The sequence below is a fragment of the Chryseosolibacter indicum genome (genome assembly GCF_018598585.1).
Taxonomy (GTDB): domain Bacteria; phylum Bacteroidota; class Bacteroidia; order Cytophagales; family Cyclobacteriaceae; genus Chryseosolibacter; species Chryseosolibacter indicus.
On sequence record NZ_JAHESD010000016.1, the window covers coordinates 21526 to 42201 of the forward strand.

Consider the following 20676-nt stretch of genomic DNA (forward strand, 5'->3'; position numbering starts at 1 on the left):
TTTATTCAGTACCGTCATCTTCTTCCTTAATTGCTTCCTGGTTAACATCATCAACATCACTCTCTTCTTCTCGCCTTTTCCTTGAGGTTTTCCAAAGGTCGCGCAACCTATTAAAGGTTTGTGTATGAAGTAAACTGACACCAGTGGTAACAGAGTTTTGTGAACCCAACGTGGTGTATATAGGATTAAGATTAGCTCTGTTATACGCTTTAACTTTTAACTTACCATCGGGAGTAAGGAGATAATCAACAGTCCAATCGCCTGCTAATGTTGCCGCATTATTTTGCGGAACATAAGTAGGGTTGGCGGGTGTAGTCTGTTCGCTTTGGTTACTATAGAAAGTTCCGTCGCGTGTAATGCGCAACCTCCCGTTCATAAAGGTATATGAAAGCCTTAATTGAAAAGTGTTAAACGCCTCTTGATCAAAGGAACTTAAGTCAATATCTATTTCGAGGTTTTCATCCACTTGACTGGCCCAGCTACTCAGCTGATTTGAAAGAAATTCACTCACACTACTTGTTACATCCGATCCACTCGTATTAAACGACTCAGGGGCGGAAAATCTTCTGAGAACAATTAAACTAAAAACCTGACGAGTCAATTCCTGTTCATCAATTCTGTTCTTGAAAGCGTTAAATTCAAAATCAAGCCTTACCGGGGGCCTACCTCCGCTTACAGGTATACTGGTAGGTAAATTCCCAGCTACAATATCAAATTTAATATTGGGAGAGAGCATTGCTCCTTCTAGCTGAAGGAGTACCATTACCGGATATTTTCGTCTCAATTGTGGTTCCGTGCTTAGTTCCTGTTCAATAAGAATAGGGGCAAAGGACGCTAATTGATTATAAGTAGCAGAGATGTTTAATATGCCTTCATATGGATCACCATACCAGTTAATTCTGCTTCCTCGCTTAATTTCAAATTCCTTGTTAACTATGTCGTATAGCGTGAAGTTATACCCTCCCTCTGTAAATTCAAACGGCCCGAACATTGAGAACTCACCCTTAGTATCAAATTGAAGTTGTAACTCGCCGTTGCCTCTGCCCCGGATAATATCTCCGGCTTTTAAGTCAAGAATAATTTCGCAATAAGCATCTGGTGTTACGTCCAGGTTAAAGTCCATGGTAATACCAGTAAGATCGATTTTATTATTGATTTCTGTTTCTAGTGCGTTTTGGAAAGTAGAGTCAGTAAGGCTTACAAACTTGATAAACTCTTTCTTTTCAACTTCACTTTCTCCCCCAATAGGTATAAATATTCTTGTGTTTCTATCTGTACGGGCGTTGGCTGTTATTTTAAGATGAGCAATAGGGCCAAAAAGATTAAGATCGCCTGTCGCATAGCCTTGACCATAAAACAAGGTATTATCTTTTGCAGTAGTATTAAGCACCTGGAAATTTTCAAAAGAAGCATCAATATTAATATGCATGCTGTAAAAATTGTTGTGCGTTATAGTGCCGCTTAACCTTCCTTTGTTGTTAAAGAGATCGGTTAGTTGAATGTTCTTGAAGTAAATTGATTTGGGAGTAAGGCCTACAATACCTGTAAACTGATAATTGGTTTTTAAGTAGTTGAGTGTAATCTGCCCGTTGTTAATTCTTCCTTCACCTTGAATAGCAGGAGCAGCAAGTACGCCGGTAATTTTGAAATCACCAGTTGCTGTTCCCCCTATATTGCTGAAGATTTCCTCAAGGAAGGGTTCTAGTATCTTTAGGTTAGCATCTTTAAGTTTTGCAGTTACATCAAGCGGACTTTCTTTATCTGCCGGAGTATACAAACCATCAACATCTATAATGCGTGTGTTATTTCTGTCAATAAAAAAGTTAAGAATAAAATTTCTCTGTAAGGTGTCCCACTCATTCTTGCCACTGATGTCTCCGACAAGAAACTTGTCTACGGTAAGGCTATCAATGGTAAGATTATTTTGAATAAAAGGATCGTGGTAAATATTCGAAACATCAAAAAACGCGTTTAGCGTTCCGGTAAGCTCCCTGCCAATAACCGGATTAAGAGATGAAAGATCAAAATCTTCTACTTGAAGGGACAGCTTTTTTTTAGTGTCAGGTGATACGCTTCCATTGACAGAAATAAATTGATTTTCATTTCGTAATGTCAATTGTTTTACCCGGTAATCTTTCCGCTGAATGGCAATAATATTCTGCGGGTCAAATTCCCAGACCTTATCAAGCACTTTCAATTTTGACGGTAGAATTTTAAGATAGGTAGTGTCTTTATCAAAATCTACTGCTCCTTTAAGCCTTAGATAATTTGCTTCTCCATCTTGATCGCCATCCAATCCAAATTCAATATGATTTTTATTCCATATTGCTTCAGCTACAAGGTTCTTAGTCCTGAATTTCGATGTGAATATTTGCTTTTCAGAATTAACAAAGGCCATGGCCAGTACGTTGGTGCTGTCAGCAATTTTAGAAGCAGTAAGTTCTATATCGGTACCTAAGAATAGTGTGTTGTTCACGGTTAGAGAGTCAGGTTTAGCAAATGCCTGAAGTATAGATGTATAACCGCTTGTAAATTTTCCGTCTACAGTTGTGTGTTTTGAAATCTGGAGATCAGTATCAAAAAGTTTGATAATAGGATCCGCATCATGAACATTTACTCTAAAGTTAGTCTGATATGTTTTAGGCCGATACGTTTTACTTCTGTAGTAGGAAGACAAAACTTCTTTGTCATTCTCAATATTCATTAAAATCTCGTCCACCAATGTGCTGATGTCTCTGGTGATATCTGACATCAGAAAGTCGCCATTCACCTGTGCGCCAACAAGATTAGTCTCGAACTCCAGACTTCTTCTATTTTCGTTTGTTTGGGAGTTAACGTGTATCTTTTCGAGTTCTAGCCATTTGTTGTTGTAAGATATCTTGAAGTCCTGAAGATCGGCTCTGCCTACAATGCTATCAATGTTGAGGCCTTTTACATCTATATCAATTTTAGAATGCAAGAAAATCGGTTTATCGATAAGCTTTAAGCGATCAAGGTAAGCAGTATCCAACTGCGCCTGCATTTTTATGGTATTGTGATCCTTCCTTAAATCCAGTGAGCCGCGTGCCGTAAATTGAAGGTTAGGATCATTGATTTTAAAGTAGCCGTTAAAGAGCTGAGACGCAAACCTGGCGTTGGTAGTTATATTTTTGTAATTGTATTTCCTTAACCCAATTGAACTTACTCTTCCGTTTAGCTTAAAGTCTGCCGTAGACAGTGTTAAGCCAGAGCCTGCCACATTGCCTGTTAAATTCACATACTGGAAGTTGGCCGTGTCTTTAAGGTATTTCCCCAGGTTAAAATCATATAAAGAGATCTTGCCACTATATGAAGATTTATCAAAGTCCTGTTCATTAACTTTAAAGTTTATGTCGGAAGTCAAACGCCCCAGATTTCCATTAAACTCTCCTTTGGCAACAAAGTCGGTCGGATAACCAAGAAATTCACCTTGAAGTGTCACTCTTCCCACGGGGACAAGCTGCTCCATTACTTCATCGTTAAAAAGGAAGGATAGATCATTGAAATCCAATTTTGAATCCTTTAGCCTAAGTATGATAAACGTTTCAGTAATGTCAGGAAGACCTTCCATGTCAAGCGACCCTCGTATGGAGGTGCGCCCGGTTCCAATTTCCATATTGGTAAACTTGAAATCATTTATGCGGCCGTTAAAAATTCCTGTCAAAGAAATAGGTGCAGTAAGTCTAGCAGCCTCAGGTGCAAACAGAGCCAAATCAGAAGGTTGAATAATCGTATTTATCAAACTCCCATGAATGTCAACTTCCGGAATAAAATCATTTAGCGCTCGCTGGTTATCAAATGTAAAGATGATAGTGTCAGAAATGGTACTTTGTCCGGCCTGCAGGTTAAGTCCTGAAAACTCCATTGACTTTTGGCATAACCTGAAAAAGGTAGAGAGATGACTAATGCTAAAATTGGTCTTCTTATCCTTTGCAAGAAGCGTATTAACATTAAATTGAGTGGTGTCTCCGAGGATAAGGAAGTTCTGTAACTGAGCCTCGTTGATATCAACACTAAACTGGTTATAGTTGAACCCGTTTTTAATTTCCGGCTTATCCTGGTCAATGTAAGAGAACTGGCTATTTGAGAGAATCGCCTCGCCAATATTTATCCGCGGATTTTTGCCGCCACCGTCTCCCGCGCCGCTATACTTTTCATTGATCCGGTCGACGAAAACATTGATATTAAGATTTCTGCTTGTATCCGACTCCTGTATGTTGGTAATGTATACCTCGGCTTCTTCTACTGAAACTCCATCAATGTTAACATCATTCTCCTCGAAGAGATGCGATAGTTTAAAATTAATCAGGATCTTCTTGGCAGAAATCATTTTATTCTGCTCCGGATCAAAGATTTTAACATTTTCGAGTTCAAGGCGGTCAAACCAAAGCAGTTGAAATCCCTCAATAGTAGACGTAAAACCAGTAACGTTAGAAAAGTCTCCCAGATACCGTTGAACAAGCTTTTCCTGGATTGAAGGGATCTGAAGTACTAGAAAAAGGGTTATTATCAGGAAGACAATTCCTGAGAAGGTATAGATTAATGCTTTTCGAAGTCTATTTTTAATAACTTGCGCGTTCATTTTGTCGACATGCAGCCCATCATCCTTGCTATTGAATCTTCCTGCGATGAAACTTCTGCTTCCGTTATCAGCAACGGCAAGGTACTCAATAATATTATTGCCTCACAGGCGGTTCATCAAAAATACGGTGGAGTGGTACCAGAATTGGCATCTCGCGCCCATCAGCAAAACATTGTTTCTGTTATTGAAGAAGCAATTCAGTTGGCTGGAGTTTCTAAAACCCAATTAGATGCAATTGCGTTCACGCGCGGTCCAGGTTTAATCGGGTCATTACTTGTCGGTGTAGCTTTTGCCAAGGGTATGGCCCTTGCTCTTGACTTGCCGCTAATAGAGGTAAATCATATGCAAGCACATGTGCTGGCTCATTTTATTTCTGAGAACGGAAAAGAAAAACGGAAACCATCTTTCCCGTTTCTTTGTCTTACAGTAAGCGGCGGGCATACGCAGATAGTATTGGTACGAGATTATCTTGATATGGAGATAGTGGGGCAAACGCAGGATGATGCAGTAGGCGAGGCCTTTGATAAGGCTGCTAAAATTATGAACCTTCCTTATCCCGGAGGTCCATTGATTGATAAATACGCGAAATTAGGGAACCCTGATAAATTCAGATTTTCAGAAACTGTGATGCCCAACCTCGATTTTTCGTTTAGCGGTATAAAGACAAACTTTCTGTACTTTCTGCGAAATGAAGTGAAGAAAAACCCGGATTTTATTGCTGATAATCTTCATGATATTTGTGCAAGCCTTCAAAAACATCTTGTCAATATGCTTTTAACAAGAGTAATACAGGCAAGTGAGCGTTTTAAGATAAAGGAGGTTGCAATAGCAGGTGGTGTTTCTGCAAACTCCGGTTTACGGGATGGCTTACAAATCCTTGGAAATAAAAAAGGATGGAATGTGTATATCCCTGAGTTTCAATATTGCACAGATAATGCTGCAATGATTGCAATGGTGGCGCATTTCAAATATTTAAAGGGAGAGTTTTGTCCTCTTGATACCGTACCTCTTGCAAGAATGCCTTTATAAGGCTGCTTAAAGTCGGACTTTCAATTTTGAATAATTAAAATATTTAGATTTCTTTCAGTAAATGAGTAAGCAACGTTTCTCCAACGATATTAACATACGTAACAGGCAGGCTTCTTTCGAGTACGAACTACTCGATAAATATGTCTCAGGAATTGTTTTAACTGGCACCGAAATAAAGTCCATCAGAGAAGGAAAGGTAAATCTGCAGGATGGCTATTGTTACTTCAGTGCAGCTGGAGAACTTTTTATTAAAAATGTAAATATTACTCCTTATGCTCAGGGCACACATTATAATCATGAGGCAACCCGGGAAAGAAAACTTCTATTAAAGAGGGTTGAGCTGAAAAAGCTTCAGAGCAAAATAGAAGAAAAAGGACTAACACTGGTACCTGTTAGACTATTTGTAAATGATCGAGGATTTGCGAAGATGGAGATTGCGCTTGCAAGGGGAAAGAAGACGCATGATAAACGTCAAAGCATAAAAGAGCGTGAAGCCAAACGTGAACTGAACCGAATAAAATTATAGTCACTTTCAGTGGTCCTCATAAAATTCTTCAGCTATGCAGATAATTGATTACGGCGTAAGCCGTTTAAGTGTCATTCCTGTGAGAAAAGAAACAGCAGATCAATCCGAACAGGTAACGCAGCTATTGTTTGGAGATGATTACGAGGTGCTCGAACAGACTAAAGACAGAAAATGGCTTAGGATAAGAATTAATTTCGACCAGTATGAAGGTTGGATTGATGCACGGCAACACCATTCTATTTCACGTGAACACTTTGAATATATTAGCAGAGCTGAATTTAAAATTTCTCTTGATCTCTCGTCTAGCTTGCTATATAACAAAACACCACTACCTATTTTGATAGGAAGTATAATTCCTATTACAGGCGCTGAGCTATTTAAGATGGAGGAGCAATTCGCTTTCAATGGTGATTCAAAAAGCCTGGGACAGAAGAGAGAATTTGATTTTTTAAGATCCATTGCCACTAAGTATATTAATGCCCCTTACCTCTGGGGAGGAAAAAGTCCATTTGGAATTGACTGCTCCGGATTTGTTCAGATGGTATTCAAAATCTGCGGATATAAACTGTTGCGAGATGCTTCGCAACAGGCAAACCAGGGAAAGTCTGTTAAGGCTTTTGAAGAAGCTGAGCCAGGTGATGTTACATTCTTCAGGAATAATGAAAATAAGATAGTGCACACCGGTATAATTCTGAATGACCATAGAATCATTCATGCATCAGGGCGTGTACGTATTGATCAATTAACAACAGAGGGTATCGTAAATTCCGAAACGAAGGCAGTATCACATCAGCTTTCACACATCCGGCGAATACTCGCTTCATAGAAATTTTATAAATCGAAACACATTTCCGGCTTTTTTTGTTAAAAGTTTGGTTTTATATTAACATCAGGAAATGTATGTCTGAGGCAGACTTCTGATCGGATTTATTTCGTCTCCTCGCAGCGATTCCAGCTTGCACTGATTTGGAGTAATTAACGTATATGAATAGTAGGGTATTGGTACTTAATCAGGATTATAGTCCGCTAATGGTTTGTTCAGTGGAACGAGCATTTATTCTTGTTTACCTCAAGAAGAGTGAATTGGTGCGTTCATCTAACGGACATAAAATTCACTCCGTGACGCAGAGCTTTCCTATGCCATCCGTAATCAGGTTAAACCGATATGTCAACGCCCCTTATAAGGGCGTTAATCTTACCAGGCAAAACATATTTAAGCGCGACAACAATGAGTGTCAGTACTGTGGTACCAAGAAAGACCTTACAATAGACCATGTTATTCCAAGGGCCAGGGGAGGTAAGGATACCTGGATAAACCTAGTTACTGCTTGCAAAAGATGTAATGCAAAAAAAGGCGATTATACGCCTGAGGAAGCAAATATGACTTTAAGCCGGAAGCCGTATAAACCCTCTTATTCAATTTTTCTTAAAGATCATTTAAATGGACAAGCGGGAGAATGGGATGTATATTTGGGTGATAATCATCACTAAGTATACTTCATGTTTTCTCTCAATTCTAAAATAGCAATTATTACGGGCGCAGGAAGTGGTATCGGAAAATCAATTGCCGAACTTTTTGCTAAACAAGGTGCCGTAGTGCATCTTCTTGATCTTAATAAATCAGCCGCGGACGCAACTTTAGAAGTTGTTAAAGATAATCAAGGAAAAGGTTTCAGTTATGAAAGTAATGTAGCAGACCAGCAACAGCTTCAGACAATAGTTCGGAAAATATTAGAAACATCAGAACGTATTGATATACTTGTCAATTGTGCTGGTATTGCCCATGTGGGTAAACTTCATACCACTGCAGAAAAAGACTTCGACAGAATCTATAGTGTAAACGTTAAGGGCGTTTACAATACAATGTATTCTGTGATAGAGCATATGCAAAAACAAAAAAATGGAGTTATTTTAAACATGTCCTCTATCGCTTCTTCTGTTGGCATTCCTGACCGATTTGCTTACTCTATGAGTAAAGGCGCTGTGTTGTCAATGACTTATTCTGTAGCGCGCGATTATGTTAGCGATGGGATAAGATGTAATTGTATTTCTCCTGCTAGGGTGCATACCTCTTTTGTTGACGGTTTTATAAAAGCGAATTATCCTGGGCAGGAACAGGAAATGTTTGATAAGCTTTCTAAAACACAACCCATTGGTCGCATGGGCACCCCGGAAGAAGTAGCTTCTCTTGCATTGTACCTGTGTTCAGATGAAGCATCATTTATTACAGGAACAGATTATCCAATTGATGGAGGGTTTTTAAAGATAAAAATTTAGTTCTATACTCACCGCTTCAAATTAAAAGTTTAAATAATGAGGTTGCTTCGTTTTGGTGATCCAGGAAAAGAAAAACCTGGTATTTTAGAAAACGACCAGATTTTGGACGTCTCGTCGTATGGTAAAGACTTCGGTGAACAATTTTTTGACGATGACGGATTGAATAAATTCCGTCAATGGGTAGAACAAAATAAAAGCAATCTTAAAGTTGTTGATAAGAATACGAGGTTTGGCGCTCCGTTTACCCGACCTTCCAAGATAATTTGCGTGGGATTGAATTATACAAAACATGCGCTTGAATCAAAGATGCCATTGCCGACAGAACCAATTATCTTTTTCAAGTCAACCACAGCACTTACAGGGCCAAACGATGATCTGATCATTCCGCGGGGAAGCGTTAAGACAGATTGGGAGGTAGAATTAGCCTTCGTAATTGGAAAGAAAGCTTCTTATGTAGAAGAAAACGATGCCCTTAGCTACATCGCGGGTTTCTGCCTTCACAATGACTACAGTGAGAGAGCATTTCAATTAGAGCGAAATGGTCAATGGGTAAAAGGAAAAAGCGCGGATACCTTTGCTCCAATGGGTCCATATCTTGTAACTATAGATGAATTACCTGACTATGATAAACTTCACATGTGGTCGAAGGTGAATGGTAAAATGATGCAGGATAACAACACCGATGATATGATTTTTGGAGTACCGAAGCTTCTGAGCTATATCAGCCAGTTTATGACGCTGCTTCCTGGTGATGTAATCTCTACGGGCACACCAGCAGGTGTAGGCATGGGTTTTAATCCACCAATCTATCTTAAGCCAGGGGATGTAGTTGAGCTTGGTATTGAAAAACTTGGAACGCAAAGACAGGTAGCAAAAGGTTATCAGGAATGAAATGATCATTGACGGACATCAGCATTTCTGGGATTACGATCCGCAAAGAGATTTGTGGATTACCGATGAGATGAAGGTGATCCAAAAAGACTTTCGTCCTCAAGACTTAGAAGTCATTCTTAAGAGGAATAATATAAGTGGATCGGTAGCTGTACAAGCAGGGCAGACCGAAGAAGAAACGCTCTTTTTATTGTCATGTGCAAAAGGGTTTGATTTTATTAAAGGCGTTGTTGGTTGGGTTGATCTAAAGAATTCTGCATTAGAACAACGCTTACTTTCATTTTCTCAGTACAAGAAGCTAAAAGGGTTTCGCCACATCGTACAGGCAGAACAAGAAGGTTTTCTTTCTGACCCTAGTTTTGTAGGGGGTGTTCAATTACTGGGTAAGTATAATTTTACCTATGATCTCCTGGTGTATCATTATCAATTAAAAGAAGCTTTTCATTTTGTTAAGAGTGTCCGTGAAGTAAAGATTGTAATTGATCACCTAGCTAAACCATCTATACGAAATGGTGAAAGATCACCATGGAAAGCCGATCTTAGAGCGTTGTCTGCCTATGAGAATGTTTATTGTAAACTTTCCGGTATGGTTACAGAGGCTTTATGGAACAATTGGAGAATTGAAGATTTTACTCCCTACCTTGATGATCTGTTTGAGATCTTCGGTACCGAGCGCGTTATATATGGCTCTGACTGGCCTGTTTGCCTGCTCGCTGCATCCTATGAAGAGCAGTTGAATATTGTTCTCGATTACATACATGCATTTTCTGAGCGTGAAAAGCTTAACATTTTAGGGAAAAATGCCGAAAGATTTTATAATCTTTAAGTATGGATCTCGGTTTAAAAGACAAAGTAATTATCGTTACCGGAGGAGCAAAAGGTATCGGTGAAGGTATCACAGAAGTACTTTCTCAGGAGGAAGCTATTCCTGTAATCATTGGAAGAAATGAAGCGGACAATAAAACAACACTGTCTAAAATAAATGGTAGAGGTTTTCAGGTAGTTGCTGAACTCACTCAGCCTGAAGAATGCAGGAAGGCCGTTGATCTTGTTCTTAAAGAATTTTCACGGATTGATGGACTTGTAAATAATGCAGGAGTTAATGATGGTGTAGGTCTTGAAAACGGTAGTTATGAAAGTTTTATATCATCCCTGCATAAGAACCTTGTACATTATTATTTGATGGCACAACATACGCTGCCTTCACTAATAAAATCGAAAGGTGCTATTGTAAACATTGGTTCAAAAACAGCTGAAACAGGACAGGGTAACACTTCGGCTTATGCAGCTTCTAACGGAGGGCGTAATGCCCTCACCCGTGAATGGGCAGTAGAATTACTTAAATATGGTATCCGGGTAAACGCAGTGATAGTTGCTGAGTGTTATACTCCTTTATATGAGCGTTGGATACAAACGCTGCCTGATCCCGATGATGCCTTAACACGAATTAATAAGAAAATTCCGTTAGGTAATAGAATGACCACCAAAGAAGAAATAGCAAACATGGTAGCATTTCTTCTTTCTGAACGATCGAGCCACACAACAGGTCAGCTTGTCTATGTTGATGGTGGATACGTTCATCTTGACAGGGCACTGACATGATACGATTTGAACTACTTAACCCAAAACCATATTCATGCCGATTGTAAATTCCGGTACGCCTTCTATGCCTGAATCAGCGGGGAGAAAAATGTATACTATTCCGTTTATGCTTGTAACCAGCCTCTTTTTTCTATGGGGTATTGTAAATAGTTTAAACGGAACTTTAATAAAACACTTTCAAACAGCGTTAAACTTAAACAGGGCACAGGCAGGAGTTGTTGACTCGGCATTTTATATAGGTTACTTTGTTATGTCGCTGCCTGCTGCATTTCTTATGAATCGAATAGGATATAAGAAAGCAATTTTAATAGGATTACTTTTATATGCTGTTGGTGCTTTCCTTTTTTATCCTGCAGCCGAGATCCGGGTGTATGGACTCTTTCTATTTGCGTTGTTTGTGATTGCTTGCGGACTCGCTTTTTTAGAAACTGCTGCAAATCCTTATGTCACTGTTCTTGGCAGCCCCTCAAGTGCTGAGAGCAGAATAAATTTTGCGCAGTCATTCAATGGTCTTAGCATTATCCTTGGTCCGGTTATCGGAAGCCTCTTTATTTTTTCTGATAAAGAATACACTAACGAAATGCTTAATGCAATGCCTGTAGGAGAAGCTGAAGCAATTAGAATAGCTGAAGCGCAATCTGTTCAAACTCCCTATTTGTTAATTAGTGGAGTTGTTTTGATTGTAGCATTACTTTTTACCATCACAAGAATGCCTGAAATATCAAGTGAAGGGGAAAAGCATGCATCTTTTAAAGGAATTCTAAAGCATCGACATTTAATATTTGGTGTGCTTGCTCAATTCTTTTACGTTGGTGCGCAGGCTTCACTTTGGGGCTACTATGTTGACTTAAAATTGCACTATGCATACGATACACACCTTGGCATAGTAGAAGCTATTTACAGGATATCCGCAGCCATGACACCAACTCAAATTGCTAGCTTCCATGCGTCATTTGCGTTCGCGCTTTTTATGATTGGCAGGTTTGTAGGTTCCTATCTGCTCACAAAATTTACAGCTAATAAACTACTTGCTGCATACGCTGCTGCTTGTGTTATTCTTATTTGTTATGCTATCATGGCATCTGGCATCTCAGCAGTTTTTGCTATTAGTCTTACTTATTTTTTTATGTCTATTATGTTTCCAACCATATTTGCGTTGTCAATAAAAGATCTTGGAGAACAGGTAAAGCTAGGGTCAGGGTTGGTTATTATGGCAATTGCGGGAGGCGCAGTTCTTCCTCCTATAACGGGCATCTTATCGCTCGCCGGTCTTGAAAATGCTCTGATAGTTCCACTTATTTCATTTCTCGTTATCTTTTTCTTTGGCTTGTCGGGTTACAGAATAAGAAAGATAGCGTAGTAAGATCTGAGATCAATCTACATTAAGTGCGAGTATGTGCCATAGTTTATCTTTTGGAGTTGCCACGCTTCTTTGCAAGCCATTGTAAACACTGAATGATGAACTGGTTCTGTTCCGTGCTGGAGAATGATGATGACAATTGTTTGTTTGTTCCGTTTTCATAATCCATATCATTATGCCCCATGTTGATATAGATCATACGGTATCTTTTGCTTCTCCAGGCTACCGGATAATAACCGTTGTGCCAGATTTCATGCTGTTTAGGGCCTGTGCCAAGAGGAAAGCTTTGTGGGTCTATTGAAAGAAGAATTTCGATATCGGGGTTGCTTTGCAGATCATTTGTCCAGCTGTACCATTCATTTGGACCGGATTTAAAAGAAGGCCAAAGATTCTTGACAAACGGATGGTTCTTTTTTTCTACTCGTAAAATAGCGGATGTTGGCCTCCATGTGTTACCCTTATACTCGCCTGATCCTAGAAAAGTATTGTGATACCAATCCCAGTTCTGGGGATACGTTGAGTTATTTAGGGCAAAGGCAGCAAAGTGAAACCCCATCCACGCCCCACCACTTTCCATGTATTTTCTAAACGCTGTTCGTTGTGATTCTTCTTCAGGCCGAGTGTCAAGAAAGAGTACAACATCATAATTCTTTAAAGCTTGCTCATTGAGATTATTCCAATCTTTAGTAGAGTCATATTCAAAATTATGCTCAATGGATTGCAAAGAGAACCATTGGTGTGCTTCGTTAACAAAGCTAATATGTGCTAAATCATGCTTTGCAGTATAAAATGCTATTACGCGAAAATTCTTCTTTACTGATTGCGAATGTGTTACTGAAAAGGAAGCAATAAAAAATATGTAAATTATAGTGCGCATTCAAAGGAAACGAGACTTGGTTACTTTTTTATGATTCAACTAATACACGCCTGATTTAGTTACTAACTTATAAATTTATTCCACTATGAAGACCCTTTTTCTTGCTTTACTATTAAGCAATGTGCTATTCCAACTGTCAGCACAGGATTATCTATCTACGCAAGGTACTACTTTACCCGGAACTGTTTACTTGACCGATGGCAAGACAGTTAGTGGAAAAGTTTCCTATAATTCAAGTACTGTCTTTATTCAACCAGAGGGAAGCCAGGTTGTTTCATACTCCGCTGCGGAAGTAACAGGATTTGGCCTTCAAAATGGAGGCGGAGAATTCCTTTCAATTGCTTCTGGTAAAAAAGGTCGTTATGCCTTTTATGAAACAGTTTCTTCAAAAAATCCAAAGTTTATGCTGGTGTCAAATGCTAACTCCATTGACAAACGAGGCAAGGAGAAAGATGAGAACGGAATTAAAATTGTAACGCGGTATTACTTCTACGCTTCTGATGAAAAGCAACTTGTTGACGCTGACCTAAAAGATGTAGCGGACTTCTTAAAAACGCGTTGTGAAGGGATATCAACAGCGATTACCGAGTATAAAGACAAGAATTATCATTACGGACCACTTGCCAGCAAAGATGAAATTAAAAGAAAACTTTTAAGAATTGTTGATGATTACGTTAACAACAGATGTACTTATGTGCCTAAGGATTACTAGTTGTACTTGATTTGTATTGCTTATCGATTATTTCAATTCTTCAACATAGAACTTTGCAAAATGACTTTGCAAAAATGAAGGGTACCACATAGTACCCTTCATTTTTACTTATAATATACCGTGAAGGTATACTTCTTCATTTATTAGTCTTTATCTTTCTCTTCTTTCAAACTCCATCCAATACTACCCAATAATACAAGTAATACAAGCCATGATGATGCCATCGTTACTTTATTCCCAACTGTATATACATCCGGTTGAAACTTAAATTCTATTGCGTGTTCACCTGCTGGAATCTGAATTGCTCTTAGAATGTAGTTGGCGCCGTAGATGTTTGTCTCCTTTCCATCAACCGTTGCAATCCATCCTTTGGGATAATATATTTCAGAGAATACAGCCAACCCTCCGGTGGATGAGTTGCTTTCGTACTTAAGGTAGTTCGGTTTATACGCTGTAAGTTTAATAATACCCGTACTATCTGTAGCTACATTCTCAAGCTTAAATCTGGAAACATCAATAACAGCGGTTGTTTTTGTATTGATGTCACAAGTTTGTTTTAATTCTTCCGCAGCCGAATTTACTTTAACAACATCGTTTACAAACCATGCATTGCCATTTGCTGAATGGTTAACCAGAACGGCTTCTCGTTCTGTTCCATAAGGGAGGTACTTTACATTCAGCATATTAAAACCATGTAGATTGTCGAAGTTGTAATTCTGTTGCTGTGCCTGTGCAAAGAATTTCTGGATTTCCTTGTAAAAGCACGAGTCCAGATATTCCTGGTAGCGTCTCAACTTGGCTCCATGATAGCCACCAATGGAGTTATGGTGGTAAGAAGTTTTCGCTTCATTAAATGCATCGAAAGGGTTACGCGGGTTGAGCTGATAAACCCTGTAATAGGACTTGTCTTTCAGAATTTCCTGATCGGCAGGTGTCATAGCAAAAAAGTTTGCACTTTCTCTTTTGCGTTTAAATTGATCGTTAGAGAAGTATCTTTTGTCAACAATAGCCAGATCAATGGTTATGATAAGGATCAGGAATGCGTAAAGTCCTGCCGTTGATATTTTCTTTCCCAGATCAAAATAAAGAATAACAAACACAATGGTGATAAACGCAAGTGATCTGAAAGCATCAGAACGAAGTAATGAAAGACGGTCTTCAGCAAGTGCATTAGCGAACCATGCTGGCAGTTGTGCTTCCTGTTCTCTCGTAAAAGAAAGCATACCGCCAAAAATCAGGAAGAAGAGACAAATTCCTCCCGTTGAAGCAAAGGCAATAAGAAGTTTTCGCTTTGATTCTTTATCGATACCTCGCTGCCATAGTTTTTCTAATCCCAATAAACCCAGTAGTGGCATTGCAAAAAGAATAATCACTAGCGTAAAGGTTACAGACCTGAACTTATTATAGCCCGGCAGATAGTCAAACAGCAGGTAATTAAAAGCAGCAAAGTTGCTACCCCAGCTCAGTACGATACTTAATACGGCGAGGGCTCCCAGCCACCACACATATTTCTTCTCGGCAAACGCAATACCTACAGCAAACAGAAATACGATGATCGCCCCGGCATAATAAGGTGCTGACAGGCGTTGTTCTCCCCAATATCCAGTAGTAAAATTAACGAGTTGGTTGGCGAGTTGTTGGTCACCAGAGTTTACAAGTGCTCTATAAGTTGCACTTTTTTCATCTTGTAAAAACGAAATACCGCTGCTACCGCCAAATATATTGGGAATTAATAAAGTGAGTGGTTCAAGAATGCCATTGCTAAATTCGAAAGCATAAGATTTACTCATTCCCAAAGCGTCAGCAGTTTGCTGTTGTGGTGTTGAACCAGCAAGGTCTGATTTCCCCCTGATACTGTATTTAGCATATTCACTAATTGACCAGAATTGACCAAAGTAAGAGCCTGCTGCAAGTAGTAAGGCTACTAACAGTACACCAATAGTCTTGAAAAAATAACTGAGGTTCTTTTCACGCACTGCTTCTATGAATCGTATAAGACCATATACAAAAACAACTATAACCAGGTAATAGGTAATCTGAATATGGTTTTCGCGCAATTGCAATGCAAGCCCGGCAGCGGTTACTCCTAAACCAAGAAGTCGTTTACCAGAAAACACTAGGTGTATACCTGCAACTACCAGTGGCATAAGTGCTATTGCCCCAATACGCGCATTATGACCTGCGCTTAGTCCTATTATAACATAAGAAGAAAGTCCGAAAGCGATAGCTCCAGCAATAGCAAGATAGGGCCTTACCTTAAAGGCAAGAAGCATGATGTAGTAGCATAAGAAAGCTATAAAAATGTTATTGATGGGATGAGGCATACCAACCGAAATAATTTTCTTAAGGAAAGTAATTGTTTGGTTGCCCCAAATAACACTAACCATATAAGCAGGCATACCGCCAAACATTGAGTTGGTCCATAATGCTTCTTCACCTGTTTGTTGTCTGTAATCCTGAATGGATTTAGCGGCTCCCTGAAACATTTGTATATCGTGTTGTTCAAGGGTACGGTTATCAAAGAAGACAGGGTTGAAAAAGAATACAGTTACCAGTAGAAATACAGCAATGGCAACTATATGAGGCAGAACATGTTCAGCAAATCTTATTTTCTTCATGAGCTATATTAACGAACCGCAAAATAGGAAGGATTAGTGATTATTGTATCACTTAAAAATATCTTCACGCTAATTCCTGAGCAGAATATACTAAAGATGGTCTTTCAGTATGTTTATTCCGGCAATCAGTATGAGGATGGAAGTTACACGCTTTATATGTACCTGGTTGAACTTGTGTATCCCAAGTCTTGATCCTAACTGCCCGCCAGCTAAAACAGCTACAGCAAGTGGTAATATGAATGGCCATCGCATATCTTGAATTTTGGTTATTTGTCCGGCTAAACCACTTACCGAATTTACAAGTATAAACAAACTGGCGAGGGCAGATATTCTTTTGGCATCATCCCATTTTAGCAGATGCAAAATAGGAGATAGAAAGATGCCCCCACCTATACCAACAAGTCCTGATAAGAGGCCGATGGCTCCCCCGATGGATGAATTAAATACGATGTTGCCTGACTTTACATTTTCAACTTTACCAGGTTGAATCCACAATAATATAGAAGCTAAGATGAGACAAAGCCCCAATAGTAGAAAGAAAGTGTCTTGCTCTAGTTTCCATATTCCACCAATAAATGATAGCGGTATACTTATCGCAATAAAAGGCCAGCATTTTTTAAGATCAAGTTTTCCTTCTTTGTAAAAAATGTAGGTCCCTCCGGTTACAACTACGATATTGCACAGTAAGGCAGTAGGACGTATTACATCAAATTGTACACCTGTTACTGCAAGCAGAGCAAGGTAGCTAGATCCACCACCAAAGCCAACAGATGCATAAATAAGTGCTATTGCAAAAAAACTAACGATCAACAGAATTTGTATGCTATCCATTCAATGACACCGTGTTGAGCGTAGAAGAACTGCTGAATTGAACGAGAGTAAGTTATCCTCCAATGGTTGACATCGATTCATGTACAGGAGTATGATTTTTTCTTCTTTCCTCAGCAATAAATCCATTAGCAGGTCTCTGACTAAAGGCTTTCATCAACTGATTTTTAATTTCATCATCATTGGCGCCTGAGCGCAGTAGTGTTCTAATGTCTAAAACGCCGTCATCATACAGGCATGTTTTAAGTATTCCCTGGGCAGTAAGCCGAATGCGATTACATGAACCGCAAAAAGTGCGGCTAAAGGCAGCAATTATTCCAATACTCCCACTATAACCAGGAATTTTGTAATTGTAAGACGTAGAGTTTGCATGGTCATGGATCTTTTCCAGGTCAGGATAATTTAGCTTCAGGTATTCGTATATTTTTCGGTAAGACCAGGTAAAGCTTTTATAGTGAGAACCTGCACCGTTAAACGGCATCTCTTCAATAAAGCGAACAGACACATTCTTATTGCGTGTCATCTCTGTCATAGCAATAAGATCTTCAATGTTCTTTCCTTCCATCACTACCGCATTAATCTTCACCGCAATATCATTGTCTAATAAGGCTTGCAGTGTTGCGAGACAGGATGAAAACTCATCGCGCCGTGTAATTTGTTTAAACCGCTCTCTGTCTAAAGTATCGAGACTAAGATTAACAGAAGCAACACCTAGTTTTTTCAATTCCTTTATGTGGGGAGCAGTAAGAATTCCATTGGTTGTTATATGCCATTCCTTTACTCCGGGTATCTCAACAATATTCCTGATCAGTTTCATCAAATCATTTCTTACAAAGGGCTCGCCGCCTGTTAATCTGATTTTCGAAATACCCATCGAAGCCGTCAGGCTGATAAGCCGTATGATCTCTTCAAAAGTAAGTAGCTCTTTTTTAGGAAGATATGTAATGCCTTGTTCAGGCATGCAATAAAAACAACGCAGGTTGCACCTATCGGTTACCGCCAACCGAAGGTAATTTATTGGTCGACCATGATTATCATATAACGTTTCCACCTGAATGCTGCTCCGTTGTTTGCTTGTTGTTCGTTAAATATAGGAATCCTATTTTAGAACCCATGGGAAGATACAAAATTAAGGCTTTCGGGATAACAAAGGATATTGTTGGTGGGCGGGAAACCGTTGTTGAGGTGGAGGGAAACACCGTTTCTGAGCTAAGGCTGAGCTTACAAGGGAAGTATCCGGGGCTTACTACACTTAAATCGTTGTTTATCGCTGTTAACAATGCTTACGCAGATGAGCAAACTGCTATAAAAGAAACAGATGAAATAGCTATGATACCGCCGGTAAGCGGGGGATAGTGCGGGTACCGTATAGCACCCATCATCCATCGTTCATCCTTGTGTCATCCTTCTGTCATCCTTCTATCAACCTTCTCAAAAAGGCATTTTTGATGAATGATTACTGATTTTTCAGTGAATTATCACAGAATCAGTACTGATCCCAGAAGGAAGATTGATGGATCGCGAATGGATGGTAATCGAAGTATTTGAGAAGAGCCGGAGGAGAGTAAATAATCGGTAAAAAGGGCTGTTTTATTGTAGACGGGCCTAAAGTTAACTTCTGCCAGATCAAACCCAAAACACCTTTATGGGAAAGTGAGCTTAACTTTGCGTTTAAATTGTATTGTAAGTTTAGCATGATTCAAATCACGGAACATAATATCAATATTGAGGAAATCGTGAAGGCGGCCTCGAGGCATGAAGCTGGAGCGGTTAATGTATTTATTGGCACGGTTCGCAATCATACAAAAGGAAGAAATGTGCTGCGTCTTGAATATGAGGCATACGAGGCTATGGCAATCTCGGAAATCAAAAAGATAGTAGATGAAGCCATACTGCGATGGTCATTATTAGGATGTGCTATATCGCACAGGGTAGGGGTATTAACGCCAGGTGAAGTAGCCGTTGTGGTTGCAGTATCTACTCCGCATCGTGCTGATTCTTTTACGGCATGTCAATTCATTATTGATACCCTTAAACAACAGGTTCCGATATGGAAAAAAGAAGTATTTGAAGGTGGGGAAGAATGGATATCTGCCACGCCCTAAACTGCTTTACATACGAACACTAAATATTAGCTGAACAATATAATAGTTGCTGTTACCAGAAAAATCGCAGCTATTAATGTTGTAACAAAAATAAAGATAAGATTACGGTTAATGGGATTGGCAAAAATTTCAGGAATGAAACTTCTTGCAATAGATTTCATATTACGTTTTCAGGTTAAGCGGTGCGAAGATAATTAAAGAAGCATCGGTAGAGTCGAATCTTTAATAAATAATTTCTGCAATTTTTTTCGCAAATGTATGCACTAACATTACTTCTGTTATTGAACGGTAAAATTTACTTTTTGAAGAAATAATTGTAAAGCAAGTTCATTTCCTTATTCTCCTAGGTAGAACAATTTTCTGGAGGGGAATGGAGTTTGAGACAGAAGAATGTTAAGTAAGCAAAATTCACATTTGTTATAAATTCCTCATGTGCGAAAGGATGTTACATATCCAGTTCTTCACCACAATGTGGGCAATGTTTAAATTTCTTTTTATTGCTTTTATATAGATGTTCTGTTAATCCGGAAGAGAAAATCCCGGCGGGTAAGGCGAACAGGCCTATTCCCAGAATGGATATCATGCCTCCTAATATTTTGCCATAAGTTGTAATAGGGACAAGATCGCCGTAGCCTACGGTGGTTAAGGTTTCAATTCCCCACCACATGGTTGCAGGTATACTTGAAAACTTTGTTGGCTGTGCTTCATTTTCAGCATAGAACATCAATGTTGATACTACCAGTAATAAAAACAAGATGAACATAATGCTTACAAAGATTTGTTCTTTTCTTTCGCGAAGCACGGCCTGCATAATATTCAATGCTTTAAGATAGCGTGCAATCTTTAATACTCTGAACAATCTGAATAACCTGATTATTCTCAGGAAAAGGAGATCGATAGGAACAAATCCGACAACAAGTTCAAGATAAAAGGGAAGAATAGACAGGAAATCAATTACTGCCATTCCTGAAAAGATGTAATATCTTTTTTTGAATCTGTACTTGGGGTTTTCCGCGCTCGTCCAGATTCTTAAAATATATTCGATCGTGAAAATCAATACGGAAACGTTCTCCAGTAATTTAAATACATGGTGATATTCTGCATTGACGTCCTTAACAGACTCCAGTACAATAGCTAAGATGTTCAGGAAAATGAGAGTGATAAGGAGAAGTTCGATAACGCGTGATGCTCTTGAATTAGAGACAGAGGGTTCCAATAAATTGTAAACCCTTTTTCTTAGTGGGGCCATTC

The 20676-nt window shown here is 39.1% G+C and carries 18 protein-coding genes; 12 read left to right on the top strand and 6 right to left on the bottom strand.

Features of this window, described 5'->3' with window-relative positions; genetic code table 11:
• Window position 1 precedes the first annotated feature (1 nt).
• Complete coding sequence (locus KK060_RS09395; RefSeq protein ID WP_254153460.1) at window positions 2-4600, bottom strand: translocation/assembly module TamB domain-containing protein; 4599 nt, start codon at window positions 4598-4600, stop codon at window positions 2-4.
• A 9-nt stretch (window positions 4601-4609) separates the two neighbouring features.
• On the opposite strand from KK060_RS09395, the gene tsaD reads away from it, so the two are divergent.
• The 9 genes from tsaD to fucP all read left to right on the top strand — a co-directional run bounded on the left by tsaD (window position 4610) and on the right by fucP (window position 12285).
• Window positions 4610-5629, top strand: a complete 1020-nt coding sequence (gene tsaD / locus KK060_RS09400) for a tRNA (adenosine(37)-N6)-threonylcarbamoyltransferase complex transferase subunit TsaD (RefSeq protein WP_254153461.1) — start codon at window positions 4610-4612, stop codon at window positions 5627-5629.
• Between the two features lie 61 nt (window positions 5630-5690).
• Entirely contained in the window at window positions 5691-6155 is a 465-nt protein-coding gene (smpB, locus tag KK060_RS09405; protein WP_254153462.1) for an SsrA-binding protein SmpB, read from the top strand.
• Window positions 6156-6189: 34 nt separating this feature from the next.
• Window positions 6190-6981, top strand: coding sequence for a C40 family peptidase (locus KK060_RS09410; protein ID WP_254153463.1), 792 nt, complete (start codon window positions 6190-6192; stop codon window positions 6979-6981).
• Between the two features lie 158 nt (window positions 6982-7139).
• A complete protein-coding gene (locus tag KK060_RS09415; protein WP_254153464.1) occupies window positions 7140-7646 on the top strand; it encodes an HNH endonuclease in 507 nt (168 codons plus the stop codon).
• A 9-nt stretch (window positions 7647-7655) separates the two neighbouring features.
• Entirely contained in the window at window positions 7656-8432 is a 777-nt protein-coding gene (locus KK060_RS09420) for an SDR family NAD(P)-dependent oxidoreductase (RefSeq protein WP_254153465.1), read from the top strand.
• A gap of 36 nt (window positions 8433-8468) precedes the next feature.
• Window positions 8469-9323, top strand: a complete 855-nt coding sequence (locus KK060_RS09425) for a fumarylacetoacetate hydrolase family protein (RefSeq protein WP_254153466.1) — start codon at window positions 8469-8471, stop codon at window positions 9321-9323.
• 1 nt (window position 9324) lies between these two features.
• Window positions 9325-10149 carry an amidohydrolase family protein gene (locus tag KK060_RS09430; protein WP_254153467.1) on the top strand — a complete coding sequence of 275 codons (825 nt, stop codon included), beginning with the start codon at window positions 9325-9327 and terminating at the stop codon, window positions 10147-10149.
• Window positions 10150-10151: 2 nt separating this feature from the next.
• Window positions 10152-10925, top strand: coding sequence for an L-fucose dehydrogenase (locus KK060_RS09435; protein WP_254153468.1), 774 nt, complete (start codon window positions 10152-10154; stop codon window positions 10923-10925).
• Window positions 10926-10959: 34 nt separating this feature from the next.
• Window positions 10960-12285 (top strand): L-fucose:H+ symporter permease, encoded by a 1326-nt coding sequence (gene fucP / locus KK060_RS09440; protein ID WP_254153469.1) that lies wholly within the window; start codon window positions 10960-10962, stop codon window positions 12283-12285.
• Between the two features lie 46 nt (window positions 12286-12331).
• Here the strand turns inward: fucP and KK060_RS09445 are convergent, their stop codons facing one another.
• On the bottom strand, window positions 12332-13162 hold the full coding sequence (locus tag KK060_RS09445) for a ThuA domain-containing protein (protein WP_254153470.1): 831 nt from the start codon (window positions 13160-13162) through the stop codon (window positions 12332-12334).
• 85 nt (window positions 13163-13247) lie between these two features.
• Between KK060_RS09445 and KK060_RS09450 the strand changes: the two genes are divergently transcribed.
• Window positions 13248-13874, top strand: a complete 627-nt coding sequence (locus KK060_RS09450) for a hypothetical protein (RefSeq protein WP_254153471.1) — start codon at window positions 13248-13250, stop codon at window positions 13872-13874.
• 143 nt (window positions 13875-14017) lie between these two features.
• On the opposite strand, the gene KK060_RS09455 is transcribed toward KK060_RS09450, so the two are convergent.
• The 3 genes from KK060_RS09455 to moaA all read right to left on the bottom strand — a co-directional run bounded on the left by KK060_RS09455 (window position 14018) and on the right by moaA (window position 18371).
• Complete coding sequence (locus KK060_RS09455; protein ID WP_254153472.1) at window positions 14018-16492, bottom strand: YfhO family protein; 2475 nt, start codon at window positions 16490-16492, stop codon at window positions 14018-14020.
• A gap of 90 nt (window positions 16493-16582) precedes the next feature.
• Window positions 16583-17323, bottom strand: a complete 741-nt coding sequence (locus KK060_RS09460) for a sulfite exporter TauE/SafE family protein (protein WP_254153473.1) — start codon at window positions 17321-17323, stop codon at window positions 16583-16585.
• A gap of 52 nt (window positions 17324-17375) precedes the next feature.
• Window positions 17376-18371, bottom strand: a complete 996-nt coding sequence (moaA, locus tag KK060_RS09465; RefSeq protein WP_254153474.1) for a GTP 3',8-cyclase MoaA — start codon at window positions 18369-18371, stop codon at window positions 17376-17378.
• 62 nt (window positions 18372-18433) lie between these two features.
• Here moaA and KK060_RS09470 point away from each other — a divergent pair, with 62 nt between their 5' ends.
• Together KK060_RS09470 and KK060_RS09475 are read left to right on the top strand one after the other, a co-directional pair.
• Window positions 18434-18676: a MoaD/ThiS family protein gene (locus tag KK060_RS09470; RefSeq protein ID WP_254153475.1), complete on the top strand. Its 243-nt coding sequence runs from the start codon at window positions 18434-18436 to the stop codon at window positions 18674-18676.
• Window positions 18677-19014: 338 nt separating this feature from the next.
• Window positions 19015-19425 carry a molybdenum cofactor biosynthesis protein MoaE gene (locus KK060_RS09475; protein ID WP_254153476.1) on the top strand — a complete coding sequence of 137 codons (411 nt, stop codon included), beginning with the start codon at window positions 19015-19017 and terminating at the stop codon, window positions 19423-19425.
• A gap of 445 nt (window positions 19426-19870) precedes the next feature.
• On the opposite strand, the gene KK060_RS09480 is transcribed toward KK060_RS09475, so the two are convergent.
• Window positions 19871-20674: an ion transporter gene (locus KK060_RS09480; RefSeq protein WP_254153477.1), complete on the bottom strand. Its 804-nt coding sequence runs from the start codon at window positions 20672-20674 to the stop codon at window positions 19871-19873.
• Window positions 20675-20676: the final 2 nt, after the last annotated feature.

Excerpts from the sequence above, each read along its gene's own strand:
- KK060_RS09450 (WP_254153471.1), top strand. The coding sequence starts at position 13,248 with ATGAAGACCCTTTTTCTTGCTTTACTATTAAGCAATGTGCTATTCCAA.
- KK060_RS09415 (WP_254153464.1), top strand. The coding sequence starts at position 7,140 with ATGAATAGTAGGGTATTGGTACTTAATCAGGATTATAGTCCGCTAATG.
- KK060_RS09455 (WP_254153472.1), bottom strand. The coding sequence starts at position 16,492 with ATGAAGAAAATAAGATTTGCTGAACATGTTCTGCCTCATATAGTTGCC.
- KK060_RS09420 (WP_254153465.1), top strand. The coding sequence starts at position 7,656 with ATGTTTTCTCTCAATTCTAAAATAGCAATTATTACGGGCGCAGGAAGT.
- KK060_RS09470 (WP_254153475.1), top strand. The coding sequence starts at position 18,434 with ATGGGAAGATACAAAATTAAGGCTTTCGGGATAACAAAGGATATTGTT.
- KK060_RS09460 (WP_254153473.1), bottom strand. The coding sequence starts at position 17,323 with ATGGATAGCATACAAATTCTGTTGATCGTTAGTTTTTTTGCAATAGCA.
- KK060_RS09475 (WP_254153476.1), top strand. The coding sequence starts at position 19,015 with ATGATTCAAATCACGGAACATAATATCAATATTGAGGAAATCGTGAAG.
- KK060_RS09435 (WP_254153468.1), top strand. The coding sequence starts at position 10,152 with ATGGATCTCGGTTTAAAAGACAAAGTAATTATCGTTACCGGAGGAGCA.
- KK060_RS09445 (WP_254153470.1), bottom strand. The coding sequence starts at position 13,162 with ATGCGCACTATAATTTACATATTTTTTATTGCTTCCTTTTCAGTAACA.
- fucP (WP_254153469.1), top strand. The coding sequence starts at position 10,960 with ATGCCGATTGTAAATTCCGGTACGCCTTCTATGCCTGAATCAGCGGGG.
- smpB (WP_254153462.1), top strand. The coding sequence starts at position 5,691 with ATGAGTAAGCAACGTTTCTCCAACGATATTAACATACGTAACAGGCAG.
- tsaD (WP_254153461.1), top strand. The coding sequence starts at position 4,610 with ATGCAGCCCATCATCCTTGCTATTGAATCTTCCTGCGATGAAACTTCT.
- KK060_RS09425 (WP_254153466.1), top strand. The coding sequence starts at position 8,469 with ATGAGGTTGCTTCGTTTTGGTGATCCAGGAAAAGAAAAACCTGGTATT.
- KK060_RS09430 (WP_254153467.1), top strand. The coding sequence starts at position 9,325 with ATGATCATTGACGGACATCAGCATTTCTGGGATTACGATCCGCAAAGA.
- KK060_RS09410 (WP_254153463.1), top strand. The coding sequence starts at position 6,190 with ATGCAGATAATTGATTACGGCGTAAGCCGTTTAAGTGTCATTCCTGTG.
- KK060_RS09395 (WP_254153460.1), bottom strand. The coding sequence starts at position 4,600 with ATGAACGCGCAAGTTATTAAAAATAGACTTCGAAAAGCATTAATCTAT.
- KK060_RS09480 (WP_254153477.1), bottom strand. The coding sequence starts at position 20,674 with ATGGCCCCACTAAGAAAAAGGGTTTACAATTTATTGGAACCCTCTGTC.